The 18,366-nt window shown below is 51.0% G+C and carries 21 protein-coding genes and 1 tRNA gene; 11 read left to right on the plus strand and 11 right to left on the minus strand.

Annotated features, from left to right (window positions below):
- Window positions 1-46: 46 nt before the first annotated feature.
- Entirely contained in the window at window positions 47-739 is a 693-nt protein-coding gene (locus tag ACFIO0_RS09940; protein WP_390915180.1) for a competence protein CoiA family protein, read from the minus strand.
- Window positions 740-980: 241 nt separating this feature from the next.
- Between ACFIO0_RS09940 and ACFIO0_RS09945 the strand changes: the two genes are divergently transcribed.
- The 3 genes from ACFIO0_RS09945 to ACFIO0_RS09955 are packed head-to-tail and all read left to right on the plus strand — an operon-like array spanning window position 981 to window position 4,662.
- Window positions 981-2,198 (plus strand): ABC-three component system protein, encoded by a 1,218-nt coding sequence (locus tag ACFIO0_RS09945; protein WP_390915181.1) that lies wholly within the window; start codon window positions 981-983, stop codon window positions 2,196-2,198.
- Between the two features lie 2 nt (window positions 2,199-2,200).
- A complete protein-coding gene (locus ACFIO0_RS09950; protein ID WP_390915182.1) occupies window positions 2,201-2,719 on the plus strand; it encodes a three component ABC system middle component in 519 nt (172 codons plus the stop codon).
- Window positions 2,716-4,662 carry a DUF3732 domain-containing protein gene (locus tag ACFIO0_RS09955; protein WP_390915183.1) on the plus strand — a complete coding sequence of 649 codons (1,947 nt, stop codon included), beginning with the start codon at window positions 2,716-2,718 and terminating at the stop codon, window positions 4,660-4,662. The genes ACFIO0_RS09950 and ACFIO0_RS09955 overlap by 4 nt, the downstream gene beginning before the upstream one ends.
- Before the next feature lie 623 nt (window positions 4,663-5,285).
- Here the strand turns inward: ACFIO0_RS09955 and ACFIO0_RS09960 are convergent.
- The 6 genes from ACFIO0_RS09960 to ACFIO0_RS09985 form a co-directional block, all read right to left on the minus strand.
- Window positions 5,286-6,442, minus strand: a protein-coding gene (locus ACFIO0_RS09960; RefSeq protein WP_390910992.1) for an IS3 family transposase whose coding sequence is annotated in 2 segments (ribosomal slippage) — window positions 5,286-6,196 and window positions 6,196-6,442 — 1,158 coding nt in all. Because the reading frame shifts where the segments join, the coding sequence is not laid out codon by codon here.
- Between the two features lie 139 nt (window positions 6,443-6,581).
- Entirely contained in the window at window positions 6,582-7,061 is a 480-nt protein-coding gene (locus tag ACFIO0_RS09965) for a hypothetical protein (protein WP_390915184.1), read from the minus strand.
- 290 nt (window positions 7,062-7,351) lie between these two features.
- Window positions 7,352-7,735: a hypothetical protein gene (locus ACFIO0_RS09970; protein ID WP_390915185.1), complete on the minus strand. Its 384-nt coding sequence runs from the start codon at window positions 7,733-7,735 to the stop codon at window positions 7,352-7,354.
- Window positions 7,736-7,748: 13 nt separating this feature from the next.
- Window positions 7,749-7,931 carry a hypothetical protein gene (locus ACFIO0_RS09975; protein WP_390915186.1) on the minus strand — a complete coding sequence of 61 codons (183 nt, stop codon included), beginning with the start codon at window positions 7,929-7,931 and terminating at the stop codon, window positions 7,749-7,751.
- A gap of 28 nt (window positions 7,932-7,959) precedes the next feature.
- Window positions 7,960-8,577, minus strand: a complete 618-nt coding sequence (locus ACFIO0_RS09980) for a hypothetical protein (protein WP_390915187.1) — start codon at window positions 8,575-8,577, stop codon at window positions 7,960-7,962.
- A gap of 82 nt (window positions 8,578-8,659) precedes the next feature.
- Window positions 8,660-9,175: a DUF488 family protein gene (locus tag ACFIO0_RS09985; RefSeq protein ID WP_390915188.1), complete on the minus strand. Its 516-nt coding sequence runs from the start codon at window positions 9,173-9,175 to the stop codon at window positions 8,660-8,662.
- A 387-nt stretch (window positions 9,176-9,562) separates the two neighbouring features.
- Between ACFIO0_RS09985 and ACFIO0_RS09990 the strand changes: the two genes are divergently transcribed.
- From ACFIO0_RS09990 to ACFIO0_RS10015, 6 genes are all read left to right on the plus strand, one after another.
- Window positions 9,563-10,786 (plus strand): integrase arm-type DNA-binding domain-containing protein, encoded by a 1,224-nt coding sequence (locus tag ACFIO0_RS09990; protein WP_390915189.1) that lies wholly within the window; start codon window positions 9,563-9,565, stop codon window positions 10,784-10,786.
- 384 nt (window positions 10,787-11,170) lie between these two features.
- Window positions 11,171-11,365: an AlpA family phage regulatory protein gene (locus tag ACFIO0_RS09995; protein WP_390915190.1), complete on the plus strand. Its 195-nt coding sequence runs from the start codon at window positions 11,171-11,173 to the stop codon at window positions 11,363-11,365.
- Window positions 11,366-11,461: 96 nt separating this feature from the next.
- Window positions 11,462-11,752 carry a hypothetical protein gene (locus tag ACFIO0_RS10000; protein ID WP_390915191.1) on the plus strand — a complete coding sequence of 97 codons (291 nt, stop codon included), beginning with the start codon at window positions 11,462-11,464 and terminating at the stop codon, window positions 11,750-11,752.
- The gene (locus ACFIO0_RS10005) at window positions 11,749-11,877 is read left to right on the plus strand and encodes a hypothetical protein (protein ID WP_390915192.1); all 129 of its coding nucleotides are present in this window, start codon (window positions 11,749-11,751) and stop codon (window positions 11,875-11,877) included. Before ACFIO0_RS10000 ends, ACFIO0_RS10005 begins: the two co-directional genes overlap by 4 nt.
- Before the next feature lie 169 nt (window positions 11,878-12,046).
- Window positions 12,047-12,340, plus strand: a complete 294-nt coding sequence (locus ACFIO0_RS10010; protein ID WP_390915193.1) for a hypothetical protein — start codon at window positions 12,047-12,049, stop codon at window positions 12,338-12,340.
- A gap of 606 nt (window positions 12,341-12,946) precedes the next feature.
- A complete protein-coding gene (locus tag ACFIO0_RS10015; protein WP_390915194.1) occupies window positions 12,947-13,582 on the plus strand; it encodes a hypothetical protein in 636 nt (211 codons plus the stop codon).
- A 50-nt stretch (window positions 13,583-13,632) separates the two neighbouring features.
- On the opposite strand, the gene ACFIO0_RS10020 is transcribed toward ACFIO0_RS10015, so the two are convergent.
- The 4 genes from ACFIO0_RS10020 to ACFIO0_RS10035 form a co-directional block, all read right to left on the minus strand.
- Window positions 13,633-14,379, minus strand: coding sequence for a hypothetical protein (locus ACFIO0_RS10020; RefSeq protein WP_390915195.1), 747 nt, complete (start codon window positions 14,377-14,379; stop codon window positions 13,633-13,635).
- Complete coding sequence (locus tag ACFIO0_RS10025) at window positions 14,372-14,749, minus strand: hypothetical protein (protein WP_390915196.1); 378 nt, start codon at window positions 14,747-14,749, stop codon at window positions 14,372-14,374. The genes ACFIO0_RS10020 and ACFIO0_RS10025 overlap by 8 nt, the downstream gene beginning before the upstream one ends.
- The gene (locus tag ACFIO0_RS10030; RefSeq protein WP_390915197.1) at window positions 14,746-15,555 is read right to left on the minus strand and encodes an AAA family ATPase; all 810 of its coding nucleotides are present in this window, start codon (window positions 15,553-15,555) and stop codon (window positions 14,746-14,748) included. The genes ACFIO0_RS10025 and ACFIO0_RS10030 overlap by 4 nt, the downstream gene beginning before the upstream one ends.
- A gap of 102 nt (window positions 15,556-15,657) precedes the next feature.
- A tRNA-Ser gene (locus ACFIO0_RS10035) sits at window positions 15,658-15,747 on the minus strand.
- 800 nt (window positions 15,748-16,547) lie between these two features.
- Between ACFIO0_RS10035 and ACFIO0_RS10040 the strand changes: the two genes are divergently transcribed.
- Both ACFIO0_RS10040 and ACFIO0_RS10045 read left to right on the plus strand, forming a co-directional pair.
- Window positions 16,548-17,132 (plus strand): ANTAR domain-containing protein, encoded by a 585-nt coding sequence (locus tag ACFIO0_RS10040; protein ID WP_390915198.1) that lies wholly within the window; start codon window positions 16,548-16,550, stop codon window positions 17,130-17,132.
- Window positions 17,129-18,304 carry an ABC transporter substrate-binding protein gene (locus ACFIO0_RS10045; RefSeq protein ID WP_390915199.1) on the plus strand — a complete coding sequence of 392 codons (1,176 nt, stop codon included), beginning with the start codon at window positions 17,129-17,131 and terminating at the stop codon, window positions 18,302-18,304. The genes ACFIO0_RS10040 and ACFIO0_RS10045 overlap by 4 nt, the downstream gene beginning before the upstream one ends.
- Window positions 18,305-18,366: the final 62 nt, after the last annotated feature.

The following is an 18,366-nucleotide window of genomic DNA, read 5'->3' on the forward strand; positions in this document are numbered from 1 at the left end:
GAGTTGCCGCTGAATCACATTATGCAACGTCGCCACTTATCCACCGTTAGAACCGCCTACGACGAGGGTATCGGCTTCGAACCGGCTCTCCAAACTGGACACGAGGCAGCGGTTTTCCTTCGATAATCGACTGTACGAACTCTGCCTTGGGGAAGTCGAACAGGTATCGTCTGCGTCCTTGGGCTGCTGTGAGTAAGCACAAGTTATCACCGCCATAGTCAAACCCAACAATCCGTCCCAGCGATCCCCATTCTTTGAGGAGCCGTGTTTCTTCAACATAAACAGTATGGATATCGACACCGTCAAATCGCTCAGAGTAGCTATATTCCAGCATTTGCGCGTATTGCTTCGCATCAGTTGGTCGGCGGGTGGCGTCAATGATCCAGATTACTTGATCGTAGAATGTCGTGCGCTTAACAACTTCGTCCGGCTTAATCGCGGAATGTTGAAACTCGATTGTGAGACCCTCAGGGGTTTTGATGTCAGCGATATGTAATTCTCCGTGAGCATCGCGCGCCGGGATTTCTTGCCAGTCAGATGAGAACTTATTTTTCCAATCGCGATGCCACTGTGTCTCATTTTCCCACCACCGATCACAATGGCGTCGCCCCTTGTGTGCCCAATGCCAGACTTTTTTTGTTCCACAACGCGCCAACATTTCTGCACCGCAGCCGGGGCAGACACCGGCAGCTCTGGGTGTCGCTTCGATACGTCTGTTTTCAGATAAAGCAAAATGCATGGCGTTGAGGTGGTTGCTTGGCCGGAATATTCCAAGGGGTAGCGACACAATTTCTGGATACATTCCCCCAACGGCTGCGGCCTCAAACGACCAATGAATAGAGCGAGAGCATCACCTCCTGTCGTACAGCCCACGCCCGAACCGCTTTTGTATCACCCTCTCGCCATGATTACTTACCACTTGATAATTTAAACCTAGGCGTGCAGCTTGAAATCAATGACTTTTTGGGGTGATTGTTTGAATGAATGTAAAACTACCGATTTCTGTGCACGACGCGACCGCGTCGGCATTAGGGTTTCGATACCAAGAACGCTTTGCACTGCTAGAATTATTTGACACAAAAGATGACGAGGCTTCAGTTGCAATTGAAGCTCTCGATGATGTGCAGCTTTCAACGAATGATTCAGACCTGCTTGAGCAACTTAAGCACTCTTTCGCGGATCAACCAAAGCCAATTGATATTAAGTCTGACAATCTGTGGACCACACTAAGAATTTGGGCTGAGTTATTACCCTCTATCGAATTGGCCAACACCAGCTTTGCATTGATCACCGTTGCGCCCTTAGCAAAAAACTCTTTACTCAGATGCCTACAGTCCGCAGATTCAGATCGCGCGGCTCTTCTGATCGCACTCATTGCCGAGGCTGAACGTGTGGTGGAGGAGGTAAAGGCGGCAGCGTTAGCCAAAAAAAGCAAACCCCATGCAAAGAGATCAGCCGGTGCCGAGGCGTTCTTATTGCTGTCACACAAAGAAAAAGAAGGGTTGCTGTCAAAGATCACGTTACGACCTGAAGCACCAAAAATTGACGAATTGGAAGAGCTGCTCGCAAAGCGATTGGATACGTACCCGGCAAAGCAGAGAGAGGCCCTTTCACGTAAGATCTATGAATGGTGGGACAACCAAGTCCTACGCTCTTTCGAAAAAAAGAGAAGTCGCTTCATCTCTCGCCACGAAATTCTAGAGCAGTTATCAGAGACCAGCGCCGCCTTCCAATCCGAAACGCTGATGGACAGCTTCAGCAGCAAACAACCTCCAAAGGTATATTACACCGATGAAATGTTGGCCAAGCAATGCGATCTGGTCGATGCGACGCCTCCAATGCTGAAGCGCGCGCGCATCTCAGAATGGCAAGCCAGAAATCAACGTTCCGAATGGTCGAAAGAAGCACCATCAAAGCATAGCAAAATCGTAGACTACGATGAAAAGCTGATACTAGAATGGGAATATCAACACGAAATCGCTTGTGAAAACGCAGATGACGATGACGACAAATCATTGAAGTTGGAGGGCCTGAGCGTGTTGAAGTGGGTGCTAGAAGATGCGGCTTCTAAGGTTGGCGACATTGAGACCACCATAACCTCTCCCTTCTACGTGCGTGGAAGTTATCAGGTTCTATCTATCCAAGGCCGTGTCGGGTGGCATCCCCAGTATCTTACAAAATTGGGATTCAAGACATGACTATGAGCTACGATCTCTACGCTGAGACAAACCCCGCTTTCGTGTCCTTTTTATTGTATAGATTTGTTAAGAGCTACTCTGCCAGTACAGGCCACGACGGTTTCGAAAGGTTATCTGATGGCCACGACAGATATCCACATTTTAGCCTGAGTTATCTCGCTATCCCAATCGCAATGTCCGGTAGGCTTGAAGCAAGCTTTTCGTCAACCAGAACCACAACTGGATTTTTGGCATGGTTAAACCGCTTCCCAGAAATAAGGGTAGGCTTGCAAAGAGATGTTGGACAATCAAAAGATGTGACTGCTACGGGCCTACGGGCTGCGCTGCACAGTCAGGTATTAAACATTAACTCAGATGGAACGTTGTCTATTGGGATAGCTCCTAAACCACCTGAAAATACCAAGAGCAAACTGCCTAATGACCCCCAAAAGGCTGTAGCCCGCGCCGAACGCCTCGGAGGCTGGATGTCTAAGGTTGGCGGCCCAGCTCTAATCTTTTCAGCGTTAGAGGTGAACCCATGAGCCGTTGGAACATTGTGCAGGTCGCATTCTTTGGGGCTGGCGGGCGACGACGGACGTTAGATGTGCGCCCAGATAATGTTACGATTGTCACAGGTCGTTCGGGAACAGGTAAATCAGCGATAATCGCCGCAATTGACTATTGCCTAGGTTCCAAAAGTTGTGAACTTCCATACTTTGTTCGACGACGTTCCGTTGGCGTAGCGGTTCACTGGACCAACGGCGAGATCGATCTTCTGGTTGGACGTATCGTCCCTGATGAGGGCCAAGGTACCGAGAAGATGTTTGTGCGAACTGGGGCAGGACTACAACTACCCGGCACCTTTGATGAAATGCAAGGACCTGCACCGCGCGCTTCGGCTAGAAAAATGATCGAACGAGCATTTAGGATTGCAGACATCGAAGACGCCGACACTGATGAAAAATGGGCTGTTGGGAAGGCCACAGTCAGACACATCACGCCCTATCTATATCTCACTGCTGATGTGATAGTAAGCAATTCTAGGCTTTTGCATGACTTCGACGATCCGGACAAGGTGCGTGATCTGAAAGCGACTATGCCCTATTTCTTGCAGGCTGTTGATCAAGAAACTGTATTAAATCAACGAAAACTACGGCAGCTTGAAGCCGCCTATGGCAGGTTGGAACGTCAGCAGAAAAGTCAACAAAAGAGTCGCTCGTTGGTCACCGAAAGAGCGATAGCACTCCTCACTCAGTCCTCGACAGTTGGACTGAATGACGCGCCTAGGTCTGATGCAACAGAGCCAGAGTTACTGGATCTACTTCGACAGGTAACGAGTTTTGATATCAACCGTACGGATGTTGAACTTGGTGATCAACTTGGTCCACTTGAAGAAGAACGCAAGCAGACTGTGCGGTTGGCAGCGACAAAACGCGCAGAACGCAATGCTTTGCGTGCGCTAGTTAAAGACTCTTCTGGATTTGAAACCACTGTTTATGGCCAACATCAAAAGCTCGGTCTTGTTAAGCATCTAAGCCTTGACGCAGGCGTCTGCCCTGTCTGTCAAAGCCCAAGCGAAGTTGGCACTGAGATCGCAAAGAACATCTCCAGCTCTTTAACTATCATTGAACAAGAGGTGGCGTCCGTCCAACAGGTGGCACCTGAACTGATAGAACAACTAGAACAGGCAGAGGTTGAGTTGAAGTCGACGAACTCTCGCATTCAAGAGATTGAGCGTCAAATCAGAGCCACCATACAGCAAAATGATACTCTCAAGCGTGCAGCTGATGTCGCACAAGCACGTGCAATGACTATTGGACGGGTAGAGCAATTCCTCGATACCACTGTGGAGGACTTCCGTCAGCCTACAGTCGATTTAGGCAACCTTCGTGGTCAGATTGAAGTATTACGTGACTTAGTTGACCCGCAGGCGCTTCGCGAGAAGATTGCACACGCTGAAAATATGGTGTCAAATTACTCGTCCGAAATGCTGGCACAATTACCTTCTACCCAGCCTTTAAGTGGTGCTCGGATGCAGTTTCTAGCCGATGGGAAAGTTAAGATCATTGAGGCTGTGCGACAGCGCTCGTTGAATATGGTCGAAGTCGGCTCCGATCAGAATTATCTTGCTATACATTTGGCGCTTCTATTTGGCCTCCACAAGCACTTCGAGCAGGTTTCGTCGCCGGTTCCGGGTTTGTTGGTGATCGACCAGATCAGTCGTCCCTACTATCCCAAAGACGAAAAAGCTAAAGATGAGCGGGACCTTAGCGAAATGAAAGATGACGACGACCGGCGCGCCATGAGCCAGATTGTGGATTTCATCTTTAATGAAACAGCTAGGGCATCTGGTCTGCAAGTTCTATTAATCGAACATGCATATATGGCAAATGATGACCGATATGTTGATGCAACGGTCGAACGCTGGACAAAGGAAAACGGACAAAAATTGATCCCCGAAGATTGGCCGGAACGTGGTGCATAGACAGCGTCAGTACTGACCGCGCGCTCAAATGTCAGCAGTTGAGAGTGGGAATTAGGTAAATTTCAATTCCGCAAAAGTCAGTGCCGATGAGATCCACCCTGTAGCTAAACAAACGGTTGCGAACAGAACCAAACTGACTGACCAAGCGCCCTGAACATGACCCTCCTCCAATTGTTAATGGGGGAATGTAGACTCGTGCTTCTCTCGATCAAATGACCAGAAAACTCCATTGGGCTAAGATTTTGCATTATTGTTCTTCGCATGTGCATCGTCTCAGGTAAGTCTGCTGCCGCTTCCCTCCCAAACTTCTCTGCCAATCCATATTCCTCAAAATGAGCTATAACCCTTCGCTGATCATCTAGAGGCCAGTGAGGTGGTGGTGCCACTCGAAATTCCACGACAGGAGGAGCACCATCTACCACATCTGCGACAACCCATTGAGTAGTGAAGAAATGATCACCGTCAAAATATGGATGGAGGGCTTGCCCCCCTTTCGTCGCGGCGTAAGCATTCAGCTTTTCGGAATTGCAATCTCGGCAACAGGGCACAAGGTTTCTAGGAAGGACTGAATACAGAGGGAAATTGGCCTTAGGCAGGTGACCTGCCCCCCGAGGCTCCCTCATTCATAACGAGAGTTTGCGGGTTTGGATTTCATATTCTTCATCGTCAGTTTGGGCAAGCGCGTCGTGCGCGGAGCCCTCAAGTTGCTCAAGCGCCCGGCGCGCTTCAGTGGGCGTTTTGTTCCCGAGAGACGAGTGCGGTCTGACCTGATTGTAGTCGTATCGCCAAAGCGCCAGTTTTCTGCGGGCGTCATCTAAAGTGTCGAAGATCTCCTCATTCAGCAGCTCGTCTCGCAGGCTGCCATTAAAGCTTTCGATGAAGCCATTCTGCTGCGGTTTGCCCGGATCGATGTAATGCCAATCCACGTCGCTATCGCCAGCCCACTTCAGGATCGCGCGACTGGTAAACTCCGTCCCGTTGTCACTGACAATACAAGCAGGCTTTCCGTAGACGCGCACCAGTGCGTCCAATTCACGGGCAACCCGAGCGCCAGAGATGCTGGTATCGGCCATCAGGCACAGGTTCTCACGGCAGCAGTCGTCATTCACTGCCAGCATGCGGAACTTGCGAGACGCACCAAACGTGTCCGACACAAAATCCAACGACCAACGCTCGCCCGGGCGCAAAGCCACGGGCATAGGTGTCCGCGATCCACGCGCACGTTTACGGCCTCTGCGCCGCCTGACACCCAGCTTTTCCTCGGTGTAGAGACGATACAGCTTCTTGTGGTTCATAATCATGCCTTTGCGTTCCAACAGCACGCCAATCCGGCGATAGCCGAACCGACGCCGTTTGCTGGCAATCGCCTTCATCTCTTCGCGAACTTCTGGATTATCCGGCGGCTTGTCGCGCCGTACGGTCTTGGGATCGACACCGACCAGCCTGCACGCACGACGTTGCGAGATATCATGATCCCGCATTGCCTTGCGTGCTACAGCCCGTCGCAAATTCGGTGTCGTCAGTTCTTTCCCAGCAAATCTTTCAACACAACATTGTCGAGCATCGTGTCCGCCAGAAGACGCTTCAGCTTGGCGTTCTCGTCCTCCAGCGATTTAAGGCGGTGGGTGTCAGAAACGTTCATGCCACCTTTGGCTTTGAACTTGTAGAACGACGCAGGGCTCAGGCCATGTCTCCGACACACCTCAGCCGTTGGCATTCCAGCTTCTTGCTCTTTGATCATCCCAATAATCTGGGCCTCAGTAAAACGACTCTGTCGCATTTGTTTGCTCCTTCGAAAGTTGAGCAAACTTTACATTAAAACGAGGGAAGTTTCGGGGGGCAGGTCAATACGATTGCATAAGTAAAGAATATGGCAATCCGCACCTTCTTGAAAAACGCATTTATCATATCGGCTCCTTTTAGTTGAGTTGTGTCAAGCGTGATCGTTTACTAGGCGGTTGCCGTAGGAGTTCTTGCCTGATCGCTTGCGACAATTCCTCAAAGCTCGGTCTAAGGTTCGCTTCGATATCTTCAAGATTGAACTTATCCATTGGTTCACGCACCTCTCTTCCCAAAAGGAGAAAAAGTCGCGTTTCTAGCAGATTGCTGTACCCAACAATCTTGTTGCGACAATCCGACCCACAAAAGACCATCGCAGAAGCTGCTACCCTCTTGAACTGATCCGAGTGTGTTGGATCATCACCATCTAAGGTCATTAGTTGGGCCAATTGCAGAAGCTGGGACTGCCTTTCTGCGAACCATCCCTCCAGCAGCAAACGCCGTTTGGACAAGCTATGGTTCAACCAAGCCAATGCCGAGCCACCCGCTCCGCCCGCAATCACCAAGCGCGCGACTTGCAAAAGTGTTTCGGTAGTAGCCGGATCAATAAATGAACTCAAACCTAATTCTCCTATTTGTCGTCATTTGTTAATGCAGTTTCTTTGAGAACGATGAGCATTTCAGCACTCCTGATCGCGCATTCCCTCGCATCGCTGCGCGCAGAGGCTTCGATCAACATCTTCCGATATTCTTGGATTGCAGCCTTCATGTGTGAGTCATAGTATTCAGGTCGCCGGCCAGATGGATACAAGTGCTTAAGTTTGCGAAGTACAGCGTTTTCTATGGAAACAGATCGTCCTGCTTGGGACGCTATCAAATTTCCCCCTATTGTCGACTTCGATTTCAAAGCTTACGAAAAAGCCAAGGCAAGCATCACAACCCCAACACCAAAGCTGAACAGTGATGCAGCGGCCAGCACCACACCACAAACTAGATTTTTATCTAATTTTCTAACGTGGCTTTTGTTCTCTCGATCAAAATCGTGCTGCATCTGCGCATGCGAATTCAGAAACATAACTATCCAAATGAGTGTGGCTAGAAGCGCACCCGCCCCCCAAGAGCCGAGTACCCAGCCGATTGCAAAATCTTGCAACTTGCCTGTCTGACTCAATAGAGCCAACCAAGATCCACTATTCAAAACAGTAACAGCGAGAACGCCACTTTTTGAAATTGCTATCTGACGTTCGGTGTGGACATCCCAACGTCTATCAAGTTCCTCTTGATTCCTCTTCACCAAGCTTTCCTCTTCAATCCGGGTTGCGCTTGGCCGAACCAAAGCGCTGTTTTACTTTGTCGCGCACCCATGTGGCCTTGATATCCAGCCCGGTGCGCAACCGCAAACGTTCCTCGATCCGCTTGAGCGTGTAGTCAGTGGCCCACTTGCCCTTGACCATATCGCCCGCATGCCAATCGGCAATCGCAGCGTCCAAGTGTTCATCTGATGGTAAAGGTGAACAATTAAAAGAATTCTTTTTGATCAAGCTCTTTCGCTGGAAAAATCCCCATGAGTTGCCATGTTTTAGGACGTTTCGCCATATTCCCGAGAGTGAAAACTAAGCCTGTTGCAACATAATCCTCTGTATAAGTCTTTCGCAGATGCTCTAAGACTTTGGCTTCTTCCATTTGTTTTGAGAGGTTGAAGAACGCTGCGGCGGTTTCCCAATCTGCGCAAGTTTTTTTGTGCGGGCCATCTGCGTCGTCGTAATGCATTGTAAAGACGAATGGGCAAGGTTCGTAAGCAGCAAGCTCTTTGTCTAGAAATGAAGTTTGCGAAGCCTTTCTCTCGAAGTTTAGTTTCGCTTTTTCAAGATCATTTTGGGTTCTTCGTTTCCAAGTCAGTCGGGTATTGGTTGGACGAATTAGCGCTAAGGATGCGCCGCTATCAGTGGCAAACTTTTCTGAAGGAACTACCGCTCTACCGACAATGGAAGATCTTTCGGACCTAGACTGTACCGTTCCTAGAACGGTAATACTTTCTTCGTGAACCCGACAGCTTTCTTTTCGATTATCAGAAGTAGGTCGGCGGTACTCGAATTCAACATTCTGCCAACGTTTGAAAGACTGCTCATCACTCAACTGTCTAAACCGAATTGGGAAAAGACGCTTCCAATTCCCTGTGTCATCTATGCCAGCGCAACAAACGGTTTCATTGTGAGATTCACTCAGCTGCGGTGAGGCTTTTACGAGGATTGTAACGCGGGATTTCGAAACCATTTGCAATGTACTTTTCCGGTGCGTCAGCGATCAGATTATAAATATCGAAACCAGATAACGCTGCTTGATCAGCAATATATGAGCGGTGGCACACATTTGCACATCTCTCAAAACACATCATGCACGTTAGCTTTTCATTTGCAACTTTAAGTAGTTCAGCTAAGGCATCCTGTGCTTTATCAGTCGCTAAATGGTTTGAGAAAATACGCTCAAATTCAGCATAATTGCCACTTTTTGCAGCGGTCCTCCCAGCCTTAGGGTCGCCTAATGTTTTAAAGTGAATATACTCAATGCCAACCTCATCGAGGCGAGCGGCCAGTCCATTTTTAGAGAGTCCCTTTTTTCGGGAAAGTGGAAGCTCTCTTACGTCTGCTAAGACCTTAATGTTGACTGCTAACAATGTTTGAATGAGGCTGTCTATTGACGCTCCTTCATACCCAATCGTGAATAGTGGTGACATGAGGCAAACTCCTTGAGGGTACTTTAATCATGCTGAGCGCTAAGGCTAGTTTCATTCCTATAAACCTTTATCTGTAAGCGAGATGTGACCAATTGGTCTCGCTCTACACCAAACTACCCTTAACCAGTTCGCGGAATCGGGCAATTCAAGATTCTGGGCAACTATTGGGCAATCGTCAATTTCGCCCTAAAAACCCGTCATAATGGCGTTAATTTTTGCCCCTTAAAATGAGTCGCAATAACAAAGGGTTAGGTGGCGGAGACGAAGTCCGCCGTACCGTGTTCCACAATGTTCCTAAGTTGCATAAAAAACAGCAACTTAACAAACCCCCAAGTCTTGTAAGCTCCAACGCCGTCCCCCATATTCCTGTTAACAATGGGGGACGCAATGGCGGACAAAAATCAGGGAATCGAACCCAAGGCACCATCTAAGCGCCCCGAAAAAGCACTGTCTGCGGCGTTCGTCCGCACAGTTACAAAGCCCGGTAAATACTTCGACGGTCATGGCCTACTTTTGAAGGTCGATCTATCTGGCGCACGGCGCTGGGTTCAGCGCATAATGATACGCGGCAAGCGAACAGAGATTGGCATGGGTAGTGCGTCACTTGTTAGCTTGGCAGAGGCGCGTGAACTGGCATTGGCAAACCGCAAATTGGCAAGAGCGGGTGGCGATCCATTGCAAGCCAAGCGCGCGTCTGACGCGTTACTGTCGTTTGAGGAAGCTGCGCGCAAAGTTCACAAAATCCACGAACCCACTTGGCGCAACCCGAAGCACGCGGCGCAATTTCTTAGCACACTGCAAACCTACACGTTCCCCCGCATGGGCAAGCTAAAGGTGTCAGAGGTCAGCACAGCGGACGTTTTGGCAGTGTTGCAACCCATCTGGCTGGAGAAGCCCGAAACAGCGCGCCGTGTGCGCCAGCGGATCGGCACCGTAATGAAGTGGGCGATTGCGAATGGCTGGCGTCAAGACAACCCAGCGGAGGCGATTGCCCAAGCCTTGCCGAAACAAGGCGATATGCAACAGCACCGCAAGTCCCTGCCCTATGACAAGGTGCCTGAATTTCTGGGCGCACTTAAAGCCTCAAACGCTGGCACGGCCACCAAGTTGGCGTTGGAGCTGGTCATTTTAACCGCGTCACGGTCCGGTGAGGTGCGCTTGGCCGAATGGTCAGAGATTGATCTTGCCGAGGCCGTCTGGACACGCCCAGCGCATCGCATGAAGTCAAAGAAAGAACATCGCGTCCCCTTGTCACCACGCGCTGTCGAATTGTTGGCGGAGGCCGAAAACCTTGGCACTGGCGAAGGGCTGGTTTTTCCCGGCACGGTTCATGGCAAACCACTGTCTGACATGACGCTTTCCAAGCTAACCAAGGCGCTGGGTTTTGACGTGGACGTGCATGGGTTCCGCACATCATTCAAGACGTGGACCCAAGAACGCACCAACACAGCGCGCGATGTATCCGAGGCAGCATTGGCTCATACGGTCAAAGACAAGGCCGAGGCGGCGTATGCCAGATCAGACTTTTTTGAGAAACGTAGAACACTAATGGGCCGTTGGCAGGTTCAATGTGATTCGCGAAACCGAAGCGTTGTGCAATTCGGTCAATAAACATTGAGGATATTCGAAAGCTGGCATGTGACAATAACTGTTGCAGGCCTGTGGGTACCTGTGTGGATAACAAGAAAGTTCAACTTTTCTCCCCAAAAAAATACTATATATAGCAATTCAACTGCATACAAACACCGCATGTTGATCAATTTGGGATTACCTGAGTTATCCACATGATATCCAGATTGAGAATATGCGAGGCTATGTCATATTCAGGAAGAACTTGGAATTTTGCGGACTTTCAAGTGGTTGCCTCGACCGCGCCAACGGCCAAAGCAACCGGAACAGGATAGTAGAAGCGACCCTATTCATTGTTCCTCAATCGCAAAAATAGACCTGAGTCGCAAACCTTTTTGCGCGATGTCATGATTTGAAGGAACTGCAATGACAGAACACCACTTACGCCGCCCAGCCGTTGAAGCCGCGACAGGCCTTAGTCGCTCCAGCCTATATGCAATGATGGACGCCGGCGACTTTCCCCGCCCCATCCGCATCGGCAAGCGCGCTGTCGCTTGGCCTGAAACCGCCGTCAACGCTTGGCTTGCCCAGCGACCCACGGCAATCCCGACGATTGAATAGAACAACGCCCACGCAGTAACGAAACTGGCGCGGGCGCTGGGTAGTGTCAGAGCCTAAATCCTATCGTGTCGCGCCTCTCAATTCAATGAGGACAATATGAATATTTCCGTAACGCTCTTTTTGAGCGGCCACCCACGCACGTTCAAATTCCAAGGCCGCATGGGTTGGGCAATGGCCCAACTGGCCGAGGCTGGGGCGCATGGCATTACCACTATCGAGCGCCCCGCACCGCGCCTGTCTGCCTATATCCATTCGCTGCGCAAATGTGGCGTACCGATTGAAACAGAGAACGAACCTCATGAGGGAGCCTATTCAGGCACCCACGCGCGCTACAGGCTGTCGTGTGACGCCCAGGTGACTGTTTTGGGCAAAGGTGGCGCACAATGAACCGCAAGCGCACAAAAAACCCGCCTAGCGCCGTGCGTCGTATCATGCGCAAGCACGGGCTGTCTGAGCCAGCCGCATGGTCCTACGCGTTCTTAGCCTATGGGGAGGCCGCATTGCATGGCTAAGGGCAGCAGACCCAAGGGCAAGCGTTCAGCGGAGGGGCAATATATCCCTTTGCCGTACGCGCAACTAAAGTCTCCAGCATGGCGGTCCCTTTCCGGGGCCGCTGTCAAAGTCTGGTTTGAGCTGCATACCCGCTACAATGGCGGCAACAACGGCAATGTGCGCTTGTCTATGAATGAAGCGGTCAAGGCGCTGGGCATTGGCAAAGGCACCGCCCAGCGCGCATTTCAGGAACTACAGGACAAAGGGTTCATAGCCTTGGTGAACCCCGGCAACTGGTATCATAGGCAGGCGCATGAATGGCGGCTGACAACCAAGGGCATGGACACCCCGAAGGGCCAAACGCCACCCACAAACGAGTGGCGCAACTGGAGCGCAAAAACAAAACACGGTCAGCCTCAATACCCGTCGCAATGTTCTATGGGTCAGCCTCAGAACCCAAAGCGCGATTGTGGGTCCGTATGAATACCCGTCAGAGCCATTTTGTCGACTTCCTTGGGTACTAGTATGGAACACTAATACTAACCACTCCCTAGTGAACGGGAAGGCGCTGGGCAGGTCAAACCCCCACACCCCCTCTAGGCAGAACAGATATTGCGCACGCAACAATGCTTTGGGTCCGCGCGTTTAAACACACATATTTTTAACAGGGGGCGGGTCCAGCTTTGTTGTTTCGAATTTACCCGCGTAGAAAATGTCCGCCAGTCCGGTCCTTCATCAATGCGCGCAACCACACGTCAGAAAATATGGTTTTGGTTCCATTCAAAAGACAATGCCGCCGACCGGCCCCAAACAGGGCCAACTCAAAGTGTAAAGTACGGAATGAGGATCGACACACCGCTGCTAGCAGTGTCTTTGGCTACCTTGGTGCTAATCGCGACAAACGTTCTGCACCACTGGTAAAATAAGAGGGTCCGCCTTTAGCGAGGCGGGCCAACCTCAACCCGTATAACCCGAAAACGCATGAACATCAAGAATACTCGCTTTGTGCTGCAATCGATTGGAACCTGCCTGCCAACTTAATCACCCTAAGGTTTCCAAACTATTTCGTAAAAAGATGAGGTGCAGAACATGGGCGGATATGGCTCAGGACGACCAAGCTACAAACAAAAGGTTGAGGGCAGTCGAGCGCTCGACGTCAATCGGTGCCACCGTCAAGGGATACTAAACCCTGGTTGGCGCGGTAGCTGGATCTGGTCGCAGGATGGCAACGAAGTGGCGCGCATCAATGTTAAGGCCCAGCAAGGTCAGTTGATGTTAGACTACCGTGTGCGCCAAGGCGGTGGCGATTGGGAGACTGTTCGCCAGCCCGTGCCAGTCATCTACACGCCTTGCCATTACGGCGGTCAGCGCCCCTATTTTCGCTGTCCCGGCGTTGTGAATGGTCGGCACTGCAATCGGCGCGTTGCCAAGCTATATGCAGGCGGCAAATACTTCCTCTGTCGCCATTGCTATAACCTTGCATACACTAGCCAGTCAGAGCCGCGATACGACCGCATGTTGCGCCGCGCAAACAAGCTTAGGCGTGCGCTGGGCGGGGAAGCTGGCACGGCAAATTGGATAGCACCCAAACCCAAAGGAATGTCGCAACGGAAATATCAACGCAAACGGTTTGAGATTGAATGGTGCGAGGGCCAAGCGAACCACCTGTTCATAGAACAATTTGCGCACCTTCTCGGCAAAGAAGAATGGGAGAAATACATCTAATAACCTATCCAACTTTTCTGAGCAAAACGAGTCTGATTGAACTAACGCCTTCACGTGATACGTATATTATAATGCGATTTCAGAGCTTTCTTTGAGCTTGGAGTGAGTGCTATCGCTAATCCCCCACGAAGAGGCTGACGTTTAGTTCCATCCAAATCTTGATTAAACACTGCGACCAGCATCAAGACGCATAAATCGACTGTGGACCGTTCTCTAGCTGACCATTTTCCCAGTTTAGCCAAATCCACATCTGCCAAATTCGGTTTGCCATCTGTCCCAGTCATTCTAAAAATCGATTTGGAACCATGGACGGCGGATGATAGTTCTCGATACTCACCGTCTAGCCTTGTCTTTAGATCGACCTGCTTCTCCTTCGCGATAGGTTCAATCAGAGGGTGACCTACGACATACTCCCGCAGCTCTCGCGGCTCCATCCTAAATGTTCCCTTTTCCCACTTCTTTAATTCAACGGGATGCTCTGCGTAATAGATGGCAGCCATTGTATTTTCAAAGAAACTTCGAAGCGATTGAAGGGCTGGACGCCATGAACCGAATGAGGCGTTAAAGTGTGAGAGCAGTGCATCGTTGTGCGCCTCATCAAAAAAATGTGCGGCTGGTTCTGACCACTTGTCTTTGATCAAATCCAGCTTGATCCCATTTAACGCCGCCAGCCGAGCATAACTCTCAAGCAAAGGCTTCTTTCCCTCAAGTGAGAGCAAATTAGCGGTAAGTTTGGCCTTTGTACTTTCGGCCAAACCTTTGTAATTTACTTGGACTTCATCCGAAATTTTAGCCATTCTTTAACAAGAATTTCAACGCGCTATTCAGTTCAGATGATGTGTTACCTCGGTTTGCTTCGCGCGAAACGCGTTCACGCTCATCGCTATTTGCCTCAAGGTAGCGAAGCAACTTTCCGAGAACATCACGCGCGGCATCCTTAGGACGAAGCTCGATTGGGAGTGCATACTCAGAAATTATAGCTTCCCATTCTTTCTTCCCATAGGTTGAAAGGGATGCCAACATTGTCAAGCTAACCGCAATCTCGGCCGTTTTCTTGACCTGCGGTGGCGCTAGTATTGTCTCTAACTCATCCATATGGCTATTCGGCATTTTCCGAAGTAACCGTGACATTTGGGTCAGAGCCTTTGCGAAGTCGTGCGTTTTCATTTCAAATCCATGTTAGCCAACAGTTCCTCAGACATAGCTTCAAACTCCTTCTTAGCATCAGAGTTCCCCATCTGAAACACCGACTTGTTCCGGGCCGTCGCCTCAGACACAACCGACCTGTCCTTAATTTCCGTATCAATGACCAAACCACCAAACTCTTCACGAAGTGACGCAGTTGTCTGCGACCGATGAAGAGACTGACGGCCAACCCTCGACATCACGATTCCTGCATTTTTGATTTCACAGTCAAGCTCATCTGCAAGTCGATTTACCCTTGTCAGCAACAACGCGATACCAAGACTTGACAGAAAATCCGGTGAAACCGGCACTACAAAGTGCGAGCTAACAGCAAGAGCATTTTGAGTCGGCAGAGTTAAGTTAGGAGGGCAATCACATACGATAATGTCATAATCGTCCATCACAGGCTTAAGCGCCCGTTTCAAAAGCGTTTCGCGAGATACTCTTGACCCGATGTCTAAATCAATCGTGAAAAGATCCAAATGTGAAGGAATCAAGTCAACTTTCTCGAACACATCAGCGACTAAAACGTCCGCGGCAGATATAGACTTGCCTTCACCCTTAGTATGATTACGCATGCCTAAGAGATCAGCAACTGAGCCTTTCTCTTTCACGTGAGCGTCCCACGTCTCTGGTGAAATGCACGAAAATGTAGCGTTAGTTTGTGGATCCAAGTCAACCAGAAGGGTCTTGAAACCAAGAGAACCGCAATAGGCTGCAAAATTCACAGCAATTGTTGTCTTTCCAACCCCGCCCTTCAAGTTCACACACGAAACTACAGTTGTCATACAAACGCTCCCAAACAAACAACAACATGGTGGGTATATTGGGGGACGATTTCGCCCAAAAACTCACAACACCTTGTTTTAAAACAATTTTAAACTGGTCTGTGGCGGAGACGAAGGGATTCGAACCCTCGAGACCCTTCCGGGCCTACTCCCTTAGCAGGGGAGCGCCTTCGACCACTCGGCCACATCTCCGTCGCGACGTCTACCGCGTGAAAGCTAGGAAATACAAGCGCAACTGCGAACTTTTCAGCCAGATTTGGACATTTTTTTCGTCCCCAAAACAATGATCTTTGTCTGGACATATCGACATTAGCGGTCGGACATATTTTCCCGGCGTGAAAGCCGCCTCAGATGGTGCGGGACGTGGCCCGTATTTTATCGAGTTTGCCAAACGTGCAAGAACCAAAACCTCCAAGCCGCTGATGCTAACGGGCGGGTACAAAACGCGGGCGCAAGCGGAAGAGGTCGTAAGGAGCGGTACGGTTGATGTCGTAGGTCTTGCCCGGGCGCTTGTTCTTGAGCCGAACCTTCCTAATCTGTGGATGGAAAAACCAAATGTCAGAGCCATCGTTCCCAAGATTCCCGGATGCACCGGATGGCGGAATAACAGCTTGGTATACGATGCGGTTAACAGAAATAGCCGCTGACAAAGAAACCGACGAAGTTGGCGCGCTGTCGCAAGCCATAAACGATTACGAGGTGCGCGACGCAGCAAGGACAGAGATCTGGGCCCGTCATTTCGGTAGTTGCGGCAGATAGCCACCTGAATACAGGAGGGCATATGCACTTCGTTGTCCGTAGCGCAGACGCCATCGCCAGCACGCTAAAACACCGTACGCGTGTCATTTGACCGCTGCGATCGCTCTGATTTGTGCTAAGGAATTACGCGCGAACCAACTGATACGCCTAATATTTGCGCACTCCGCAGGGGCCCGGCGCTTTTGCTGCTCACTGTTGTTGAGACCCCAGCACCCACGCGAATATTACAGCCTGTGTCCCAAAATCTCAAAATCCTTGTTGTCGAACCCGACCCGAACAAAGCCCGCGACATCTATGATGCCCTGGTGGACGGCGGATGGTCCGAAGTGGTTGTCATCGCGACGATCACCCAGCTTGACCAGACCCTGCAACAGCAAAACCCGGACATCATTTTGATTGATCTTGCGAACCCTGACAGAGACACGCTTGAGCACATCAGCCTTGTGTCGCAGGCCAAAGAACGCCCCGTTGCGATGTTTGTCGATCACACAGACGCAGCCATGACGCAGGCCGCAATCGCGGCTGGCCTCAGCGCCTATGTGGTCAATGGATTGCGGATGGATCGTATCAAACCGGTGCTTGAAACGGCGATTGCGCGGTTCCGGGTGATTTCCAAAATGCAGTCGGAACTGGATGCCGCAAAACGGGCGTTGTCAGATCGCAAGACCATCGATCGGGCCAAGGGGCTGGTGATGCGCGCCCGTGGCATTTCAGAAGATGACGCGTATAAATTGATGCGCAAAACCGCGATGGACCAAGGGCGCAAAGTGATTGATGTTGCCACATCGTTGGTCACGGCCGCGGATTTGCTGCAATGACAAAGACCCATGTTGAATGTGGTTACCTTCCGCTTGTCGACAGCGCGCCCCTGATCATTGCCAAAGAATTACGGTTCGCCGCAGAAGAAGGGCTGGAGCTGTCACTGGTGCGCCAACCGTCTTGGTCGGCGTTGCGCGATATGCTTGCGCTTGGGCATCTGGATTTCGCCCACATGCTGTCGCCAATGCCAATCGCCATGTCGTTGGGATTGGGCGGAATGCCGGCGCAGATCGACGCGCTGATGGTGTTGGCGGTTAACGGGACGGTCATTGGCGTGTCTGCACAGCTGGACCGCGACATGCAATCGACGGGGTGGAACACCACCTTTGGCAATCCAAAAGCAACAGCCGCCGCGCTGTTTGCGGCCCGGTCCGCGCCCTTGCGCATTGGCGTGCCTTTTCCGTTTTCGATGCACCGGTTGTTGCTGGATTACTGGTTAACGCGTGACCCTAGTTTCAACGCGGCTCGGGTTGAAATCATAACCATCCCCCCACCCCAGATGGCCGCAGCGGTCCAAGACGGGCGGCTCGATATGTTTTGTGTGGGCGAACCGTGGGGCAGTGTTGCGGTGCAGCAAAGCGGCGCCGTTCTGGTTTTGCCATCTCAGGCTATTTGGCAATTTGCGCCGGAAAAGGTGTTGGGCGCGCGCCATGCTTGGGTTCAGGACAATCCAGACACCTGCCACGCGATGATCCGCGCGGTCTACAAAGCTGCGACATGGCTCGAACAACCCGAAAATACCCCGCTGGCCACAGAAATTCTGGCGCGCAGTCAGCACCTTGATTTGCCAGATCATGCGATTGACCCTGCCCTGAGCGGTCAGATCACCACCAGATGCGGCGACGCCCCCAAACACTGCCACCGGTTTGTGACCTTTCATGCGGGGGCGGCGAATTTTCCGTGGCGCAGTCAGGGCAGATGGATCGCCGACAGTTTGGCGACCCTTCATGACTTTGATCAAAACGCCTTTGGCACCGTCGCGCACAACTGCTTTCGCAGCGATCTCTACCGCGCGGCACTTTCACCGCTGGGTGTCGATTTGCCCGAGGTTTCTGAAAAAACCGAAGGCGCGATGGACCAGCCGACGCCCGTCGCATCCACCCGCGGCCAGATGATTCTTGGCCCTGATCGGTTTTTTGACGGCGCGCGTTTCGACATTTCCCCCTCTTGATTGCCTAATTTTTACGCAATCGCTGCATTGCAGCAAAAAATGCTGCGCCCGCAAGGTGGCGT

This window comes from Pseudosulfitobacter sp. SM2401, assembly GCF_042932805.1.
Lineage (GTDB): Bacteria > Pseudomonadota > Alphaproteobacteria > Rhodobacterales > Rhodobacteraceae > Ascidiaceihabitans.

Bases quoted from the DNA above. Each gene is read 5' to 3' on its own strand.
- ACFIO0_RS10000 (WP_390915191.1), top strand. From the start codon at position 11,462: ATGAATATTTCCGTAACGCTCTTTTTGAGCGGCCACCCACGCACGTTC.
- ACFIO0_RS09990 (WP_390915189.1), top strand. From the start codon at position 9,563: ATGGCGGACAAAAATCAGGGAATCGAACCCAAGGCACCATCTAAGCGC.
- ACFIO0_RS10005 (WP_390915192.1), top strand. From the start codon at position 11,749: ATGAACCGCAAGCGCACAAAAAACCCGCCTAGCGCCGTGCGTCGTATC.
- ACFIO0_RS10015 (WP_390915194.1), top strand. From the start codon at position 12,947: ATGGGCGGATATGGCTCAGGACGACCAAGCTACAAACAAAAGGTTGAG.
- ACFIO0_RS09985 (WP_390915188.1), bottom strand. From the start codon at position 9,175: ATGTCACCACTATTCACGATTGGGTATGAAGGAGCGTCAATAGACAGC.
- ACFIO0_RS09940 (WP_390915180.1), bottom strand. From the start codon at position 739: ATGCATTTTGCTTTATCTGAAAACAGACGTATCGAAGCGACACCCAGA.
- ACFIO0_RS10025 (WP_390915196.1), bottom strand. From the start codon at position 14,749: ATGAAAACGCACGACTTCGCAAAGGCTCTGACCCAAATGTCACGGTTA.
- ACFIO0_RS09995 (WP_390915190.1), top strand. From the start codon at position 11,171: ATGACAGAACACCACTTACGCCGCCCAGCCGTTGAAGCCGCGACAGGC.
- ACFIO0_RS09950 (WP_390915182.1), top strand. From the start codon at position 2,201: ATGAGCTACGATCTCTACGCTGAGACAAACCCCGCTTTCGTGTCCTTT.
- ACFIO0_RS09955 (WP_390915183.1), top strand. From the start codon at position 2,716: ATGAGCCGTTGGAACATTGTGCAGGTCGCATTCTTTGGGGCTGGCGGG.
- ACFIO0_RS09945 (WP_390915181.1), top strand. From the start codon at position 981: ATGAATGTAAAACTACCGATTTCTGTGCACGACGCGACCGCGTCGGCA.
- ACFIO0_RS10010 (WP_390915193.1), top strand. From the start codon at position 12,047: ATGAATGAAGCGGTCAAGGCGCTGGGCATTGGCAAAGGCACCGCCCAG.
- ACFIO0_RS10045 (WP_390915199.1), top strand. From the start codon at position 17,129: ATGACAAAGACCCATGTTGAATGTGGTTACCTTCCGCTTGTCGACAGC.
- ACFIO0_RS10030 (WP_390915197.1), bottom strand. From the start codon at position 15,555: ATGACAACTGTAGTTTCGTGTGTGAACTTGAAGGGCGGGGTTGGAAAG.
- ACFIO0_RS10020 (WP_390915195.1), bottom strand. From the start codon at position 14,379: ATGGCTAAAATTTCGGATGAAGTCCAAGTAAATTACAAAGGTTTGGCC.